General features: G+C 67.4%; 14 protein-coding genes. 8 read left to right on the top strand and 6 right to left on the bottom strand.

Annotation, left to right across the window (positions count from 1 at the left end):
- Positions 1-6: 6 nt before the first annotated feature.
- From lspA to AC1Q6E_RS14670, 4 genes are all read right to left on the bottom strand, one after another.
- Entirely contained in the window at positions 7-501 is a 495-nt protein-coding gene (gene lspA / locus AC1Q6E_RS14685) for a signal peptidase II (RefSeq protein WP_492573070.1), read from the bottom strand.
- On the bottom strand, positions 498-3,314 hold the full coding sequence (gene ileS, locus AC1Q6E_RS14680; RefSeq protein ID WP_492573008.1) for an isoleucine--tRNA ligase: 2,817 nt from the start codon (positions 3,312-3,314) through the stop codon (positions 498-500). Before ileS ends, lspA begins: the two co-directional genes overlap by 4 nt.
- 170 nt (positions 3,315-3,484) lie before the next feature.
- Positions 3,485-4,510 carry a bifunctional riboflavin kinase/FAD synthetase gene (locus AC1Q6E_RS14675; RefSeq protein WP_296559222.1) on the bottom strand — a complete coding sequence of 342 codons (1,026 nt, stop codon included), beginning with the start codon at positions 4,508-4,510 and terminating at the stop codon, positions 3,485-3,487.
- Between the two features lie 33 nt (positions 4,511-4,543).
- On the bottom strand, positions 4,544-5,494 hold the full coding sequence (locus tag AC1Q6E_RS14670; RefSeq protein ID WP_152797441.1) for a GntR family transcriptional regulator: 951 nt from the start codon (positions 5,492-5,494) through the stop codon (positions 4,544-4,546).
- A gap of 238 nt (positions 5,495-5,732) precedes the next feature.
- Between AC1Q6E_RS14670 and AC1Q6E_RS14665 the strand changes: the two genes are divergently transcribed.
- From AC1Q6E_RS14665 to AC1Q6E_RS14655, 3 genes are read left to right on the top strand one after another with little or no spacing between them, the layout of a single operon-like run.
- Positions 5,733-6,710: a Bug family tripartite tricarboxylate transporter substrate binding protein gene (locus tag AC1Q6E_RS14665; RefSeq protein WP_296559225.1), complete on the top strand. Its 978-nt coding sequence runs from the start codon at positions 5,733-5,735 to the stop codon at positions 6,708-6,710.
- 49 nt (positions 6,711-6,759) lie between these two features.
- Positions 6,760-8,154, top strand: a complete 1,395-nt coding sequence (locus AC1Q6E_RS14660) for an MmgE/PrpD family protein (RefSeq protein ID WP_492573007.1) — start codon at positions 6,760-6,762, stop codon at positions 8,152-8,154.
- A gap of 13 nt (positions 8,155-8,167) precedes the next feature.
- The gene (locus AC1Q6E_RS14655) at positions 8,168-9,559 is read left to right on the top strand and encodes an MmgE/PrpD family protein (protein ID WP_492573006.1); all 1,392 of its coding nucleotides are present in this window, start codon (positions 8,168-8,170) and stop codon (positions 9,557-9,559) included.
- 72 nt (positions 9,560-9,631) lie between these two features.
- Here AC1Q6E_RS14655 and gcvA read toward each other — a convergent pair whose 3' ends face one another.
- A complete protein-coding gene (gene gcvA, locus AC1Q6E_RS14650; RefSeq protein ID WP_492573005.1) occupies positions 9,632-10,552 on the bottom strand; it encodes a transcriptional regulator GcvA in 921 nt (306 codons plus the stop codon).
- A gap of 219 nt (positions 10,553-10,771) precedes the next feature.
- On the opposite strand from gcvA, the gene AC1Q6E_RS14645 reads away from it, so the two are divergent.
- Genes AC1Q6E_RS14645 through AC1Q6E_RS14625 form a run of 5 tightly spaced genes read left to right on the top strand, consistent with a single transcriptional unit; the run spans position 10,772 to position 15,418 of the window.
- Positions 10,772-11,554 carry an enoyl-CoA hydratase/isomerase family protein gene (locus tag AC1Q6E_RS14645; protein ID WP_492573004.1) on the top strand — a complete coding sequence of 261 codons (783 nt, stop codon included), beginning with the start codon at positions 10,772-10,774 and terminating at the stop codon, positions 11,552-11,554.
- A gap of 48 nt (positions 11,555-11,602) precedes the next feature.
- Complete coding sequence (locus tag AC1Q6E_RS14640) at positions 11,603-12,406, top strand: enoyl-CoA hydratase-related protein (RefSeq protein WP_492573003.1); 804 nt, start codon at positions 11,603-11,605, stop codon at positions 12,404-12,406.
- Between the two features lie 4 nt (positions 12,407-12,410).
- The gene (locus AC1Q6E_RS14635; protein ID WP_492573002.1) at positions 12,411-13,382 is read left to right on the top strand and encodes a Bug family tripartite tricarboxylate transporter substrate binding protein; all 972 of its coding nucleotides are present in this window, start codon (positions 12,411-12,413) and stop codon (positions 13,380-13,382) included.
- Positions 13,383-14,522, top strand: a complete 1,140-nt coding sequence (locus tag AC1Q6E_RS14630) for an ATP-grasp domain-containing protein (RefSeq protein ID WP_152797433.1) — start codon at positions 13,383-13,385, stop codon at positions 14,520-14,522.
- Complete coding sequence (locus AC1Q6E_RS14625; RefSeq protein ID WP_492573001.1) at positions 14,516-15,418, top strand: succinate--CoA ligase subunit alpha; 903 nt, start codon at positions 14,516-14,518, stop codon at positions 15,416-15,418. Before AC1Q6E_RS14630 ends, AC1Q6E_RS14625 begins: the two co-directional genes overlap by 7 nt.
- Here the strand turns inward: AC1Q6E_RS14625 and AC1Q6E_RS14620 are convergent.
- The gene (locus tag AC1Q6E_RS14620) at positions 15,415-16,383 is read right to left on the bottom strand and encodes a Bug family tripartite tricarboxylate transporter substrate binding protein (protein WP_492573000.1); all 969 of its coding nucleotides are present in this window, start codon (positions 16,381-16,383) and stop codon (positions 15,415-15,417) included. The genes AC1Q6E_RS14625 and AC1Q6E_RS14620 overlap by 4 nt on opposite strands.
- Positions 16,384-16,568 lie beyond the last annotated feature (185 nt).

The following is a 16,568-nucleotide window of genomic DNA, read 5'->3' as shown; positions in this document are numbered from 1 at the left end:
TTCCTTTCAGCGCGTGGGCTTCTTCTTTTTGATCTCGTCGAGGATCAGCAGCACCGCGCCCACCGTGATGGCCGAGTCCGCCAGGTTGAACGCCGGGAAGAACCAGTTGCCGTAGTGCACCAGCACGAAGTCGATGACGTGGCCGTGGATGAAGCGGTCGATCACGTTGCCCAGCGCGCCGCCCAGGATCAGGGTCAGGGCCCACGAGAACAGGCGCTGGTGGCCGGGGCGGGACAGCATCCAGACGATGAAGCCGGAGACGCCCAGCGCCAGGATGGTGAAGAACCAGCGCTGCCAGCCATCGGCGCCGGCCAGGAAGCTGAAGGCCGCGCCGCGGTTGTACAGCAGGGTGAGGTCCAGCACCGGCAGCAGGGGCAGCCGCTCGCCGTAGGCGAACAGTTTGTCCACCGCGACCTTGGTGATCTGGTCGGCGATGATGATGAGCGCGGCGATGGCCAGCCACCAGGCCAGCCGGGAACGCTGGGCAGGCGCGCCCATCAGGCGAACTCGCGCGGTTCGCCCGTGCCCTCGAGATTGGCGACGCAGCGGCCGCAGATCTCGGGCTGCCCGGGATCGATGCCCACGTCCTCGCGCCAGTGCCAGCAGCGCTCGCACTTCTTGTGGCCCGACGGGGCGACGTCGATCCGCAGTTCGCCCTCGGCGGCATGCAGGCCCACGCGCGAGACGATCAGCACGAAGCGCAGGTCGTCGGCCAGGCTGGCAAGCAGCGCGTAGTCGGAGGCCGGCGCGTGGATGTCGATTTCGGCTTGCAGCGAGGAGCCGATGCCGCCCGCCGCGCGGACTTCCTCCAGCTTCCTGGTGACTTCCCCGCGCAGGTGGCGCAGGCGGCTCCATTTCTCGAGCAGGGCCTCGGCGTCCGGCTGGGCCGGCACGGCGTGGAAGGTTTCCGTGAAGATGGTGAGCGCATCCTGCTTGACCAGCGCCCAGGCTTCCTCGGCGGTGAACGAGAGGATGGGCGCCATCAGCTTGAGCAGCGCCTGCGTGACGTGCCAGAGCGCGGTCTGCGCCGACCGCCGGGCCACGCTGCCGGGTGCGGTGGTGTAGAGGCGGTCCTTCAGGATGTCGAGGTAGAACGCGCCGAGGTCCTCGGAGCAGAAGGTCTGCAGCCGCGCCGTGGCCGGGTGGAATTCATAGCGGTCGTACAGTGCCGTGATCTCTTCCTGCAGGCGGGCCGTCATGGCCAGCGCATAGCGGTCGATCTCGAACATCCGGGCGTCGGGCACGGCCTGGGTGGCGATGTCGAAGTCGCTCAGGTTGGCCAGCAGGAAGCGCAGCGTGTTGCGGATGCGTCGATACGATTCCACCACGCGCTTGAGGATCTCGTCCGAGATCGACAACTCGCCCGAGTAGTCGGTGCTGGCGATCCACAGGCGAAGGATTTCGGCGCCCAGCGTGTCGGAAATCTTCTGCGGCGCCAGTGTGTTGCCGAGCGACTTGCTCATCTTGCGGCCCTGTCCGTCCACGGTGAAGCCGTGGGTGAGCAGGGCCTTGTAGGGCGGCGTGCCGTTCAGCATGCAACTGGTCAGCAGCGACGAGTGGAACCAGCCGCGGTGCTGGTCCGAGCCTTCCAGGTACAGATCGGCGGGCCAGGCGCCGTCGGCCGCGTGCGAGCCGCGCAGCACGGTCTGGTGGGTGGTGCCGGAGTCGAACCAGACGTCCAGCGTGTCGCGGTTCTTCTCGTACAGGTCGGCCTCGTCGCCCAGCAGTTCGCGCGGGTCGAGCGACTGCCAGGCTTCGATACCGTCTTTCTCGATGCGTTGGGCGACCTGCTCGATGAGTTCGGGCGTGCGCGGATGCAGTTCGCCGGTTTCCTTGTGCACGAAGAAGGCCATGGGAACACCCCATTGGCGCTGGCGCGACAGCGTCCAGTCGGGCCGGTTGGCGATCATGGCATGCAGCCGCGCCTTGCCCCAGGACGGATAGAAGCCGGTGGCCGCTATACCTTCCAGCGCGCGTTCGCGCAGCGTGCCGCCGCCTTCGGCGGGCAGGATGTCCATGCCGGCGAACCATTGGCTGGTCGCGCGGTAGATGATGGGGGTCTTGTGGCGCCAGCAGTGCATGTAGCTGTGACGCAGCTTCTCGACCTTGAGCAGCGTGCCGGCCTCCTCGAGCGTGGCGACGATCCGGGGATTGGCATCCCAGATGGTCAGGCCGCCGAACAGCGGCAGCGTCGAGGCATAACGGCCATCGCCCATGACCGGGCTGATGATGTCCGCGTCCGGCATGCCGTTGCTCTTGCAGGAGACGAAGTCCTCGATGCCGTAGGCCGGCGCCGAGTGCACGATGCCGGTACCGGTGTCCAGGGTCACGTAGTCGCCCAGGTAGACGGGCGAGAGCCGGTCGTAGCCCGGGTCCTTGCGGGCCAGCGGATGGTGGAAGGCGATGTGGTCCAGCGCCAGGCCCTTGCAGGTGGCGACGATCTCGCCTTCCAGGTCCCAGGCCTGCAGGCAGGTCTCGACGCGCTCGCGGGCGAGGATCAGCAGCGTGCCCCAGGCCTGAGGCGTCTTCACGCGCACCAGCGCGTAGTCGATCTCGGGGTGGACGTTCAGCGCCTGGTTGGAGGGGATGGTCCACGGCGTGGTGGTCCAGATGACGATGGCGCCTTCCTCGTCGATCGAAGGCAGTCCGAAGGCCTTGGCCAGCGCGGGGCGATTGGCGAAGGGGAAGGCCACGTCGATGGCGGGGTCGGTGCGGTCGGCGTACTCGACCTCGGCCTCGGCCAGCGCCGAGCCGCAGTCGAAACACCAGTTCACGGGCTTGAGGCCGCGGAAGACGAAGCCTTTTTCCAGGATGGCGCCCAGGGCACGCAGCTCGTCGGCTTCGTTGCGCGGGTTCATGGTCAGGTAGGGGTGGTCCCAGTCGCCCAGCACGCCCAGGCGTTTGAAGTCCTTGCGCTGCCGGTCGATCTGCTCGGTCGCGTAGGCACGCGCCTTGGCCTGCACCTCGGCCACCGGCAGCCCCTTGCCGTATTTCTTCTCGATCTGGATCTCGATGGGCATGCCGTGGCAGTCCCAGCCCGGTACGTAGGGCGCATCGAAGCCGGCCAGCGTGCGGCTCTTGACGATGATGTCCTTCAGGATCTTGTTGACCGCGTGCCCCAGGTGGATGTCGCCGTTGGCGTAGGGCGGGCCGTCATGCAGCACGAAGCGCGGCCGTCCGGCGCTGGCCGCGCGGATGGCCTGGTACAGGTGCTTCTCTTCCCAGGCCGCGACCCAGCCGGGCTCGCGCTTGGCGAGATCGCCGCGCATGGGGAACGGAGTATCGGGAAGATTGAGAGTTTTCTTGTAGTCCATGGAAACACAGGATTTTGCACATCAGCCCCGTCCGCGGGGCAGGCAAGCTTCACAAATATCGTGGGCCGGGCCGCCAGCTTGGCAGTACCCCAGGATGCGGTGGATCCGGCTCCGCCGGTCCACCCGCATCGCCCCCTGGGGGGGCGCGCGTCAGCGCGTAGGGGGGACCCCTAAATTCGATCCGTCGCGGAGGTGGCCAGGTCGGCCTGGCCCAGATGGCTGGACGCGAAATAAGCGCGAGCCTGGCGCGCGTCGTCCTCGATCGCCGCCTTCAAGGTCGGCAGATCGACGAATTTTTCTTCGTCGCGCAGTTTCTTCAGGAATTCCACCTGTACGAGTTTACCGTAAGCGTTGCCGCTGAAATCGAACACGTGGACTTCCAGCAGGACCCGGCCGCTGTCGTCCACCGTGGGGCGCACCCCCAGGCTGGCGACGCCGGGCAAGGGGTCGGGGGCCAGTCCGTGCACCTGCACCACGAAGATGCCGGACAGGGCCGGGCAGCGGCGCGAGACGCGCAGGTTCAGCGTGGGGAAACCCAGTGTGCGGCCCAGTTTCTGGCCGTGGATGACGTGGCCGCTGACGCTGTAGGGGTGGCCCAGCAGCTCGGCGGCGCGGTCCAGGTCGCCGACCGCCAGCGCGGTGCGGACGGCGGAACTGGAGATGCGCTGGCCCTGGTCGGTGACCGACTCCATGGATTCGACCTCGAAGCCGTGGCGCGCGGCGCTGGCGCGCAGCAGGGCGATGTCGCCGGTGCGGTGGGCGCCGAAACGGAAGTCGTCTCCCACCAGCAGCCACTTCACGTGCAGGCCTTCGATCAGCAACTGGTCGATGAAGGCCTGGGCCGGCATCGAGGCCAGGCGCGCGTTGAAACGCTCCACCACCACGTGCTGCATGCCGTAGCGGGCCAGCGCGCACAGCTCGTCGCGCAAGCCGGCGATGCGGGTGGGGGCCAGTTCGGGGCGTTTGTGCAGTTCGGCGAAGAATTCGCGGGGATGGGGCTCGAAGGTCATGACCGTCGGCACGAGTCCCCGGGCCCGGGCCGCTTCGCGCACCCGGGCCAGGATGGCCTGGTGGCCGCGGTGCACGCCGTCGAAATTGCCGATCGCCAGCGCGCACGGACGGCGCAGCGAAGGCGGCGGCAGGCCCCGGAAAATGCGCAGGGCGGACGGCGAAGCGGACGAGGCGGACGGATTCAAGCCGGTGGTAAAGCGGAAGCTGGGAGTCGAATTCTAGCTGCCCGGGGGCAGATCCTCGATTATAGGCGTGTCGCCGCCGGGCCGCGCGGCGCGCAGGTTGACCACCACGCCCTGCAGGTGGTCGCGCATGGCGTCGGCCGCCTCCCGATTGCGGCCGGCCTCGACCAGATCGAGGATGTGCAGGTGCTCCCGCGCCTGGCGGTAATAGCGCTGGCGGTCGACCATGGCGCGGTATACCAGCAGGCGGCGCACCCTGTTGACCCGTCGCAGCACGTCGCTGAAGAACGGGTTCTGCGACGCTTCGGCCAGGGTCTCGTGGAATTTCACCGCGTGTTCGTACAGTTCGTCGGCCGTCATGGTCTCGGCGCCGCCGGCCAGGATCTGGCCTTCCACTTCCCGCAGCCGGGCGGCCGCCTCGGGGCTGAGGTGAAAGCTTGGCTCCAGCAGGCTGGCCGGTTCGATCGCCAGCCGCAGGCTGTAGGTCTGTTCCAGCGACTCCGGCGTGCGCAGGATGGGCGAGAAGGTCCAGCCGTAGCCGATGCGCCGCTCCGCCCAGCCTTCGCGCGAAATCTTGCGCAGCAGCTCGCTCAGTTGCCGGTGCGTCAACTGGTAGGTCTGGCGCAGGTAGGTTTCGGTGACGCGGTCCTTGAGCTGGCCGCGCAGCCGGTCTTCGGCGATCTGGAAGTAGACGCGGGTCAGTTCCGGCTGGGTGCTCAGGCCGAGCTGTTCGGGGGCCGCCAGCTCGGCGTCGGAAAGGAAATAGCCGCGATTGGCCTCGTGGCGCAGCACGCCTTTGTCGGCCAGCAGTTGCAGGGCCTGGCTGACGGTCCATCGCGATACGCCGAAATGGTCTCCCAGCGACTGGGCCGTGAGGTGCGTGCCGGCCGACAGTCCCTGGGCGCTGGCGTGGGCGAGGATGCGGCCGGCCAGCTCGGGCACGACGGCTTTGCGGGATTCGCTGCGCGGACGTTGGGCGGTCGACATGTTCCGGAGTGGGGGCTGACAGCGTGTCGGAGAAAAGCAGGGGCTGCGCGCCGCGTGTGTGGCGCGCAGGTGAAATGTTAGCGGTTTTCCGCCGCGGCCTCGCCTCCATGTGGTTTTTCTTTATTGCAGGTTTGTGCATAAATATGCAATCATCGCTCCGACAGACAAAGACCGAGGCGGGGCCACGCACCCTGTCGCCCGAATGGCGCCCTGTCGCCGTTCCTCCAGGAGATACATCATGAGCATCCCCCTACGTACGATCCAAACCCTGTTCGCCGCGGCCGTGTTGACGGCAGGGGCCTCGGCCCATGCCCAGGCCTATCCCAGCCGGCCGGTGAGCCTGGTTACGCCCTTCCCGCCGGGTGGCGCGGCCGACGTCGTGATCCGCCTGATGGCCCAGGAACTGGGCAAGGAGATGGACGCGACATTCATCGTCGACAACCGCGCGGGCGCCGGTGGCGCCATCGGCACCAGCTATGTGGCGCGCGCCAATCCGGACGGCTATACCTTGCTGCTGACCTCGTCCAGCACGATGTCGATCAACCCGCACCTGACGGCCAAGCGGCCATACGACCCGTTCACCAGCTTCACGCCCATCTCCCTGGTCGGCTACGCCACCAACGAGCTGGTGGTGACGGGCACGCTGCCGTACAAGACCGTGGGCGATGTGATCGCGGCCGCCAAGGCCGCGCCGGGCAAGATCGCGTTCGGCTCCAACGGGGTCGGTACGCTCAGCCACCTGATGGGAGAGATGTTCATGCAGCAGGCGGGCGTGAAAATGCTGCATGTGCCGTACAAGGGCGCGGCGCCGGCGGTGGCCGACACGGCCGCGGGCCAGGTCTCGGTGCTGTTTTCCAACTACGCCAGCGTGGCGCCCATGGTGAAGGCGGGCAAGTTGAACGGCCTGGCCATCACCAGCCTGAAGCCGACGCCGCTCGCGCCGGGGCTGCCGACCATCGCGGAGTCCGGTCTGCCGGGCTTCGAGGCCAACCAGTGGTGGGGCCTGTGGGGACCCGCCGGCCTGCCCAAGGAAATCGTCGACAAGCTCAATGCCGCCGCGACCAAAGTCCTGACCAACCGCGACACCATCAAGCGCTTCAATGCGGAAGGGGTGGACCTGCTGAGCGGCACGCCGGCGGACCTGACGGCCTACCTGCGGGCCGACTACGATCGTTGGGGCGAGGTGGTCAAGGCCGCCGGCATCAAGCCCGAGTGAGTTTCCGCGCCATGCGCCCAGCCCTGTCCTTTTGCCTGAAGCCGTCATCATGAATCCTGCCCAGCCCCCGTCCATCGCCGTTACCCATGCGTTGGCGCAATTCGCCGCCGAACTCGAATGGGATGCGGTACCGCCGCCCGTCCAGGCCCTGATGCCGGTGCTGATGATCGATATGTTCCGCGCGGCGGCGGTCGGACGCGACAAACCGTGGACGAGCGCGACCAGGCAGGTTTTCGGTTCTGCCTCCGGCCCCGACTGCGCCAGTCTCCTGTACGCGGACGAGCGGGTCGAGGCCGGGCGCGCCGCTTTCATCAACGGTACGGCCGCGGGCGGCCTCGACTGGGACGACTCCCATGTGGCCGCCATCATTCATCCCGGCGTATGCATCTGGCCCGCGGCGCTGGCCGCGGCCGAGATCGCCGGCGCCAGCGGCCGCGAACTGCTGACCGCGGTGCTGGCGGGCTACGAGGTGGCCATCCGTGTCGGCATGTCGATCCAGCCCGAGCATTCGCTGCGCGGCTTCCAGGGAACGCCCACCTGCGGCGCGCTGGGCGCGGCCGTGGCCAGCGCGCGCCTGTTCCGGCTGCCGGCCGAGCGCCTGCGCGATGCGCTGGGCATTGCCGCTACTTTCGCCTGCGGCCTGTCGCAGTTCTTCGTGTCGGGGTCCGACATCAAGCGCTTCCATGCCGGCAAGGCGGCCGCCAATGGCATCGAGGCGGCGCTGTTGGCACGCGCAGGACTGACCGGTCCGCACGACGCGATCGAAGGCAGCCAGGGTTTCGGCCGGGCTTTCTCCGATCGCTTCGATCCTTCCACCGCGGTCAAGGACCTCGGCCGGCATTTCCCCACCGAATGGATCTCGCTCAAGCCGCATGCCGGCAGCGTGCGCATGCAGGCGGCGATCGAAGGCGCGGCGATGCTGGCGCGCGCGGGCGCGCGGATCGAACAGGTGGCGTCGATGGAACTGGGCGTGCACGGCGCGATGATGAGCAAACTGGCGGCCAACCGGCCGGTCGATTACCAGCAGGCGCAACTGAGCACGCCGTTCGCGGCGGCGATGGCCGTGGCGCTGGCGCCTGGCCGCGAGGGGCCGTTGACGCTGTCGGTCGACGATTTCGAACAATACCTGGACGACCCCGGCATCCGCGACCTGTCCGCGCGCACCCGGTGCGTGGTCGACACTCGGGTCGAGGCGTTGACGACCGCCGAGGCGGTGCCGGCGCGCGTCACCATCACGATGAAGGACGGCAGTCGGGTCGAGCAGTTCGTCGAGCATCCGAAGGGTTGTCCGCAGAATCCCATAACGGCCGACGAAGTCGTGCAGCGATTTGCCGCGATCGCGGCGCCGAGGTTCGGCGCCGGTCCGGTCGAGGCCTGGCTGGAACAGGCCCGCCACCCCGAGCGGCTGGCGTCGGTGGCGCCGCTGTTCTCCTTGCGTGGATGAAGCCGGAGCGATCATGAAGAAACCGACCCCGACCATGGAATTGGCATCATTCGCGGCCGCGCTGACCTATGAGCGGCTGCCGGCGTCGTCGCAGTCCGCCCTGTTCGAGTTCGCGCTCGATTACCTGCGTGTCGCCTCGCTGGGCGAGCGCATGTCCTGGAGCCGGTGGGCGCGCGATTACGTCAGGCAGACCGGTGGCCCGGGCGCGGCGCCGTTGTTGTTTTCCGACGGCCGCACGGACCCGGCCAGCGCGGCTTTCCTGAACACGGTCTATGCAGGAAGCATCGATGCCGACGATACCCACGTCGGTGCGATGCTGCATCCTGGCTGTATCGTCTTTTCGGCGGCTCTGGCCATCGGCCAGAGCCGGGGGCTCGCGGGGGACCGGGTTCTGGCGGCGGTGGCCGCGGGCTACGAGGCGATGATCCGCGTCGCGCTGTGCATCCAGCCCAGCCATTTCAAGCGAGGCTTCCAGAGCACGGCGACCTGCGGCGTATTCGGCTCCGCGGTCGCGGCGGCGGCATTGCTGTTCCCCGGCGATGCGCGCCGCATCGCCGAGACGATGGGGCTGGCCGCGTCGTTCAGCGGCGGACTGGTGCAGTTTTTCCATTCGGGATCGACGGTCAAGCGCATTCATGCCGCCCAGGCCGCGCGTTCCGGCGTGCATGCCGCCTTGCTGGCCGAGGCCGGTTTTTCGGGGCCGGTGGACATCCTGGAAGGGCAGGATGGCTTTGCCCGCGCGTATGCCGATCAGGTCGATTTCGCACCGTTGTCCGACCGGCTGGGCTCTTTCTACCGGATGACCGAGGTGTCGATCAAGCCGCATGCCTGCAGCGCACGCGTGTTGGCGGCGGTCGAGGCGGCGGTCGACCTGTGCCGTGAGCACGATCTCGTGGCCGGCGACATCGAGGCCATCACGCTGGGCATTCCGCGCGTCATCCAGGGCAGGCTGACCGGCAATGCGCCGGCCAGCCTGCAAGGCGCGCAGATGAGCGCGCCGTTCAGCGTGGCGCTGGCGATCCGCAAGCAGATCCGCAGCGAGGTGTATGCGCTGAACGTCGATGATTTCGAGGCCGGACTGGAAGATCCCATCGTGATGGGCCTGGCCGCCAAGGTCGCGTGCGTGATCGATGAAAAGGTCGAACATGCCAGTACCGCCGAATCGGTCGGGGCGCGCCTGACGCTGGCGCTGCGCGACGGCCGGCGCCTCAGCGGCTTTGTCGCCGCGCCGAAGGGCTCGGTATCTCGGCCGTATTCGCAAGAGGATCACGTGGCGCGCGCCCGGGCGGAACTGGCGCGGCGATATGCGCCGCCAGAGCTCGACCGGCTGGTCGATCAGGTGCGCGACTTGCCGCGGGCGGCCGATGTCGGCGTGCTGGCGCCGCCGCCCGGCGGGAGGCCGTAGGGAGCGGCGGCCGCCCGGGGGAGACGCCTCATGGCGAAAGTCTCCCCGCCGCTTCGGTGGGGAAGGGGCGTTTCAGGACAGCGCGGCCGGGCTGGCCACACGGCCGCTGGAAGTGATCTCTTGCAGCCAGTCGCAGAACGCGATGACGGCCGGCGATTGGTCGCCTGAGTCCTGGTACGTCGCGTAGTAGCCGGCATTGCGCCGCAATACGTGATCGAATGGCATGACCAGCCGGCCGTTGCGCAGCTCGTCATGCACGAAAGCCCGCTGCGTGATGGCGATGCCCATGCCGGCAAGCGCGGCTTCGACCATGACGCTCGCTTCTTCGAAATAGCGCTCCTTGTCCGGCGTAAAGCAATGGACACCGGCGCTCTCCAGCCAGTCCGACCAGTCGTGGCGTCGCATGCTGTGGTGCAGCAGCGGGGCGCCGCGCAAAACGTCGACCCCCGACCGGCCACTGCCGAGCAACTGCGGGCTGCAAACCGGTATGAGTTCGTCGGGCAGCAGCGGGACGCTATGGACATTGCGCCACTTGCCGTGGCCGTAGCGGATGCGTACGTCGGCGAAATCGTGTTCGAAACGGACGCGCTCATTGGCGGCGATCAGGCGCACCTCGATCTCGGGGTGCAGCAGGTGAAAGCGCGGCAGGTGCGGAATCAGCCAGTGGATCATGAAGGCCGTATAGGCGCGCACCGCCAACGTCGTGTGGGTGCGCTGCTCGACCAGGTCGTCGAGCGCGTCGCCCAGACGCGCGAACGCATCGGTGACCGCATGCGCGAACTGTTGGTTGACGCGATCGATCGCCAGGCTGCCGGGCAGGCGCTCGAACAGGGGAAAGCCCAGGTATTCCTCGAGCGTGCTGACCGAGCGGCTGACCGCGCCTTGCGTGACCGAGAGCTCTTCGGCCGCCTTGGTGAAGCTCAGATGCCTGGCGGTCGCCTCGAACGCCCGCAGGGGGTTCAGGGGCGGCAGGCGGCGGCGGGTTTTTGGCATGCGCGATTCGTCCATCTCGATTCCTGTTGGATCGCGCGCCCTTGGGCATTCGCGGGGCGCGTTTGCGAAGCGACGGTGTGCGCGGGCGTGGGGGCATGCGCCGGCGCATGAGCAGAGTTCGGGCTGCCCGGCCAAAAACTCGTTTGAATGCAGGGGTATCGGCCCGATACATTGCGCTTCGTACTATATCTCACCCCGGGGTCCGGGGGCCCGTTCAACATGAGCCAAGAAATTTCGATCACGCGCGACAGCCACGTGTCCACGTTGACGATGTGCCGGCCCCCGAACAATTTCATTGACGAGAGCCTGGCCGGCCAACTGGCGGACGCACTCGAATCGCTCGATCGCGATCCCGCCTGCCGCTGCGTCGTTCTTGCCGCGGAAGGCAAACACTTCTGCGCGGGTGCCGATCTGGCGGGACGCCTGGCGCGGGGCGACATCCAGGCGGCGGACACCTGCCGGCACCGTCCGCATTTGTACGACCATGGCGGCCGGCTGGCGGGCCTGCGCAAGCCGTTGGTGGCGGCGGTCCAGGGGGCCGCGGTCGGCGCGGGATTGGGTTTGGCGCTGTTGGCCGATTTCCGCGTCGCCTGCCCGCAGGCCCGGTTCAGCGCCAATTTCGCGCGCCAGGGTTATCACCCGGGTTTCGGCCTGACGTACACGCTGCCGCGATTGGTCGGCGTGCAGCATGCCGCATGGATGTTCTATTCCGGGGCTCGCGTGAGTGGCGACGACGCCCTGCGCATGGGGTTGATCGACCGGCTGGTGCCGGCCGACGCGCTGCTGGAGGCGGCACGGCAGATGGCCGCCGAGATCGCCCGCTCCGGACCGGCCGCGGTGCAGGAGACCCGGGCAAGCCTGCGCGGCGATTTCCACCTGCAATGCGTCGAGACGATGGCCAGGGAACGGGAAGTGCAGGATGCGCTGCGGCGGACCGACGACTATCGCGAGGGCGTGATCGCCATGAAGGAGCGCCGTGAACCCGTTTTCAGGGGGCGGTGAACGTATCGCCCCGCTTGCCGAGTTTTCTGTCGAACGTCCAGGAAGAGCATGACTACATCGAATGACATTATTCAGACCCGCATCGACGATCGCGGTGCCGCCGGCCGTGTCGCCTATGTCACGGTAAACAATCCAGAGCGGCGAAACACCCTGGGCATGCCGGGCAAGACCGCGATCGCCGAAACCTTTCGGCGGCTGGCCAAGGATGATGGGCTGAGGGTGGTGGTGATTACCGGCGCAGGCGATAAGTCGTTCATCGCGGGCGCCGACATTGCCGAGATGAGAGATCTCGGCGCCGACGAGGCGCTGCGGGAACACACGCTGACCCATGTCGCCAACGAATCGATCCGGGCGCTCCCGGTCCCGGTGATCGCCCGCGTCAACGGCTGGTGCCTGGGGTTCGGGATGGAGTTGGCGGCGGCCTGCGACATGCGCATCGGTGTCGATACGTCGAAATTCGGCATGCCGGAAGTCCGCGTCGGCATTCCCTCGGGGATGGAGGCAAATCTCCTGCCCGCCTTGATCGGCTGGGGCAAGACCATGGAGCTGGTCTTTACCGGCGACATCATCGACGCCCAGGAGGCCTATCGGATCGGCTTCCTGCAGAGATTGACCACATCCCCGGACCTGGACTCGGCCGTCGAAAAAATGGTGGGTTCCATCCTGCTGGGGGGCGCGCGTGCCATCCGGCTGCAAAAGCCGCTGACGCGCGATTGGGAACGGATGTCGGTCACCGACGGCATCTGGCAGGGCATCCGCGCCTGCGTGGCCGCGCGGGATACCGATGAACCGAGGCGCATGATGCAGGCATTCATGGACCGCAAGCACAACACGCCCACAACGAGGGGATGACGTCATGGATATGACCAAACTGCTGTCCGTGCTGTTGCCGGGCCTGCTCTGCGCGGCGTCTTTCGAAGCCGCGGCCCAGGCCTATCCGAGCCGGCCCATACGCCTGGTGGTGGGCTACGCGCCAGGCGGCGGCACCGATTCGCTGGCCCGGGTGTTCGCGGACAAGATTTCCCAGGGCCTGGGCCAGCCCGTCATCGTGGACAATCGTCCAGGGGCCGCGGGCAACATTGCCAGCGACTACGTCGTGCGCGCCGCGCCTGACGGCTATACGATCCTGATGGGAAACGTTGGCCCGATGGCGGTCAATCCCTATCTATACAAGTTGTCGTTCGATCCGATGCGCGACCTGGCGCCGGTCACGCTGCTGGCGACCGCGCCGCTGCTGGTGGTGGTCAATCCGAAACTCCCGGTGCAGACGTTGCAGGACCTGGTCGCCCTGGCTCGCCGGCAGCCCGGCAAGCTGAGCTATTCGTCGGCGGGAGTCGGATCGTCGAACCATCTTGCCGGAGCATTGTTCAACATCGAGGCGGGGACCGACATCGTCCATGTTCCCTACAAGGGCGCGGCGCCCGCCGTGACGGACTTGATCTCTGGCCAGGTACAACTGTCTTTCCAGACCCTGCCGTCGGTCGGGAGCAACGTGAAGGCCAACATGTTGCGGGCATTGGCGGTGACCAGCGCGACGCGGTCCTCCGTGTATCCCGACGTCCCGACCGCCGCCGAGGCCGGCCTGAACAATTTCGAGGTCAGCGCCTGGTATAGCATCGTCGTGCCGGCCGGCACGCCGCGTCCCATCATCGACCGTCTGCATGACGAGTTCGTCAAGGCGCTGAACCAGAAAGAGGTCGTCGAAAAGCTCCGGGCCGAGGGCGCGGTGCCGGCGGGAACCACGCCGGAACAGTTCGGCGAGTTCATGCGGGCCGAGTCCGGGAAATGGGGCCGGGTTGTCAAAATCTCTGGCATGAGGGCGGATTGAATGTATCTCCTGGAGCATGACGCCAAGTGGCTGCTCGAGTCGTCGTCGGTGAACGTGCCGCCCGGCGTGTTGCTGGAGCTGGGGGGCACCCTGGATTTGTCCTCGCTCCCCGATGGTCCGTGGATGGTCAAGGGGCAGGTCGCCGCGGGCGGCCGGGGCAAGGCGGGGTTGGTCAGGAAGGCGGCGACGGTGGAGGAGGTGGCGCGCTTGAGCGAAGCGATGTTCGGCACCTTGCTCAAGGGCAAGCGGGTCGAGGCCGTGCGCGTCGAACGACAGGTCGCCGCTGCGGCCGAGGTCTATATCGCCTTGATGGTGGACGCCGCGGCGGGCGGCGTGAGGGTGATCGTCTCGGAGCAGGGAGGCATGGAGATCGAGTCCGTTGCGCCGCGGGACCTGCGCTCGGAAACGGTGGCTGCCGACGCACCGGCGGTCGTTGCCTGCGTCGAGCGGCTGGTCCGGGGCATGGCGGCCGCCACGGCCGCGGCGCTGACGCAGGCGGCGCGAAAGCTGGCGGCGCTGTTTTTCCAGAGCGAAGCGTTGTTGGTCGAGATCAATCCGTTGTTCGTCATGGCGGACGGCGGTTGGGTCGCCGCCGACGCCAAGATCGTGACCGATGACAACGCGCTTGCCCGCCAGCCGGGGTTGCAGCAGTTGCTGGCCGCCCGCGCCGCGGCCTACCCCGAGGCCTGGCTCAAGCAGGAGCATGGCTTTGACTACGTCGTCGTCGATCCCGAAGGGCAGATCGGCCTGCTGACCACCGGCGCGGGTCTTTCCATGATGCTGATCGACGAGCTGCGCGCCGACGGGCTGCGTCCTTACAACTTTCTCGACATCCGCACGGGCGGCTTCCGTGGCGATCCGACGCGCCTCGTGTCGGTGCTGGGATGGCTCGGCGCGGCACCGTCGGTGAAGGCCGTCCTGATCAATATATTCGCCGGGATTACCGATCTGGGCGAGTTCGCCGCGCTGTTGCTCGATGCGCTCCGGCAGGCGCCCGCGCTGCGGGTGCCGATGGTCGCCAGGCTGGTCGGCACCAACCTGGAGGCCGCGCAAGTCCTGCTCGCGCAGGCGGGCATCCCCATCTATACCGAACTCGATCCGGCCATCGCACATCTGCGCAGACATCTCGAATCATGCTGATCAATCCACGCATAGACCATCGTACCCCCATCATCGTCTACGGCATGTCGGGGCGCGCGGGCAGCATGCACACCCGCTTGATGCGCCGCTACGGTACGCGCATCGTCGCGGGAGTGTCGTCCCGGCCAACGGCCGACGAGGTCGACGGCATCCCGCTGTTCGCCGACTGCCGGAGCGCCGTGGCGGCGACCGGCGCCAGCACCTGCGTGGCGTTTGTCGGGGCCTATCACCTGCTGAACGCGATCGAGGACATGGTAGCCAGCGGCATCCGCTATCTGGTGACGCCTACCGAAGGCCTGCCGGTGCACGATGCATTGCGCGCCAGGCAGTTGGCGGCCGCGGCGGGTGTCCTGTGGATAGGCGCGTCGACGCCGGGCATCGCCGTCGCGGGTGAGGCCAAGCTCGGTTTCCTGCCTGATGCCTCGCTGCTGCCGGGCCGGCTGGGGCTGATGTCGAAGTCCGGCACGCTGTCGTACGAGGCCGGCTACCGGCTTGCCCAGCGCGGCGTGGGAACCTCGGTATGGGTAGGGGTGGGCGGCGATCCGGTGAAGGGCCTGCGCTATGCCGACCTGGTGCCGTTCTACGCCGCGGACGAAGGCACGGACAGCCTGCTGATCATCGGCGAAATCGGCGGGCATGAAGAAGAGGAGCTTGCGGCGGCCCTGCTGAACCATGGCTTTGCCAAGCCGGTCTATGCGCTCATCGCCGGCCGCACGGCGCCGGAAGGTGTCGCGATGGGGCATGCGGGCGCGCTGGTACATGGCAGCCACGGTACCTTCCGGGCCAAGAAGGCGGCGTTGGAAGGCGCCGGCGTCGGCGTGTTCGACTCCCTGGCAAGCATGGTGGAGACAATCGCCGCGGCCGGCATTCCTTCGGACCGACCCTCGCGGCCCTAGTCGACCCGGATGTTCGCGGCCTTGACCAGCGCCTGGTACCGGGTCGTCTCGGCCTGCACGCGGGCGCCCAGGGCCTGGGGGGTGGATGCCTGTATCTGGAGCCCCTGTTCGGCCATGGGCTGGACGATCTGGGGTGCGCGCAGGGCTTGGGTGACCAGCGCTGACAGGCGTTGCAGGATGGCCGGCGGGAGTCCCGCGGGCGCCCACAGCCCGTACCAGGACACCATGTCGAACCCGGGCAGCCCGGACTCGGCCACGGTGGGGACGCCGGGCAATTGCGGGACCCGCTGTCCGCTGGTGACCGCCAGGGCCTTCAGCTTGCCCGCCCGGACCAGGGGGATCAGGGCCGGCATGGCCTCGATTCCGGCCGAGACGTGGTTGCCCGCGACGTCGTTGAGCATGGGGGCCGTGCCCTTGTAGGGCACGATCAGGAAGTCGAGCCCGGCTTCCCGCCGGATGGCTTCCTCGGCCAGGTGGCCCAGCGCGCCCACGGCCGGCGCTCCCAGCGAGTGCTTGCCGGGGTTGTCCCGCAGCAGGCGGGCGAAGCCGCTGAAATCGTCGACCGGCATGGATGGATTGGCCACCACCAGCATGGGCGTGGATCCCAGGTAGGAAACCGGCGTGAAGTCTTTCCGGACGTCGTAGGGGCTGTTGGTCGTGATGAGCGGATTGATCACGAACGTGGTGGCCTGCAGCAGCAGTGTCAGGCCGTCGGGCGGCGACTGCGCGACATGGTGGCTGCCGATCACGCCGCTTGCGCCCGCGCGGTTGTCCACGATGAACGCCACGCCGGCCTGGCTGGACAACTGCTGGGCCAGCAGCCGCGCGAGCTGGTCGACGGTGCCGCCAGGAGGGTAGGGCACGACGATGCGTACCGGCTTGTCGGGATAGTCGGCGGCCCTGAGCGGGGCGCCGCAGACAAGCATGAGAACCAGGGCCGGAATCCAGACTGCGTAGCGTTTCATGGGGGCCGCCTGTGCAGGTGAGGGGGGAGCGGATGATCTCGTGGGATGCCTGATTCTCTGGTTGTAAATGGTATTCGTCAACAAATTTATGTTGAATTGTTCAATTTTTCTGATGGTGTAGAGACCAGTAAATGAAGTCTTGTTTTTGTTTAATTGATTGATTTTAAATAAATTACTATGTCTTA

The sequence above is a fragment of the Pigmentiphaga sp. MLSB6-MA01 genome, from assembly GCF_058793475.1.
This window is presented reverse-complemented; position numbering and strand designations above follow the sequence as displayed.

Excerpts from the sequence above, each read along its gene's own strand:
- ileS (WP_492573008.1), bottom strand. The coding sequence starts at position 3,314 with ATGGACTACAAGAAAACTCTCAATCTTCCCGATACTCCGTTCCCCATG.
- AC1Q6E_RS14670 (WP_152797441.1), bottom strand. The coding sequence starts at position 5,494 with ATGTCGACCGCCCAACGTCCGCGCAGCGAATCCCGCAAAGCCGTCGTG.
- AC1Q6E_RS14665 (WP_296559225.1), top strand. The coding sequence starts at position 5,733 with ATGAGCATCCCCCTACGTACGATCCAAACCCTGTTCGCCGCGGCCGTG.
- AC1Q6E_RS14660 (WP_492573007.1), top strand. The coding sequence starts at position 6,760 with ATGAATCCTGCCCAGCCCCCGTCCATCGCCGTTACCCATGCGTTGGCG.
- AC1Q6E_RS14655 (WP_492573006.1), top strand. The coding sequence starts at position 8,168 with ATGAAGAAACCGACCCCGACCATGGAATTGGCATCATTCGCGGCCGCG.
- gcvA (WP_492573005.1), bottom strand. The coding sequence starts at position 10,552 with ATGCCAAAAACCCGCCGCCGCCTGCCGCCCCTGAACCCCCTGCGGGCG.
- AC1Q6E_RS14645 (WP_492573004.1), top strand. The coding sequence starts at position 10,772 with ATGAGCCAAGAAATTTCGATCACGCGCGACAGCCACGTGTCCACGTTG.
- AC1Q6E_RS14640 (WP_492573003.1), top strand. The coding sequence starts at position 11,603 with ATGACTACATCGAATGACATTATTCAGACCCGCATCGACGATCGCGGT.
- AC1Q6E_RS14635 (WP_492573002.1), top strand. The coding sequence starts at position 12,411 with ATGGATATGACCAAACTGCTGTCCGTGCTGTTGCCGGGCCTGCTCTGC.
- AC1Q6E_RS14630 (WP_152797433.1), top strand. The coding sequence starts at position 13,383 with ATGTATCTCCTGGAGCATGACGCCAAGTGGCTGCTCGAGTCGTCGTCG.
- AC1Q6E_RS14625 (WP_492573001.1), top strand. The coding sequence starts at position 14,516 with ATGCTGATCAATCCACGCATAGACCATCGTACCCCCATCATCGTCTAC.
- AC1Q6E_RS14620 (WP_492573000.1), bottom strand. The coding sequence starts at position 16,383 with ATGAAACGCTACGCAGTCTGGATTCCGGCCCTGGTTCTCATGCTTGTC.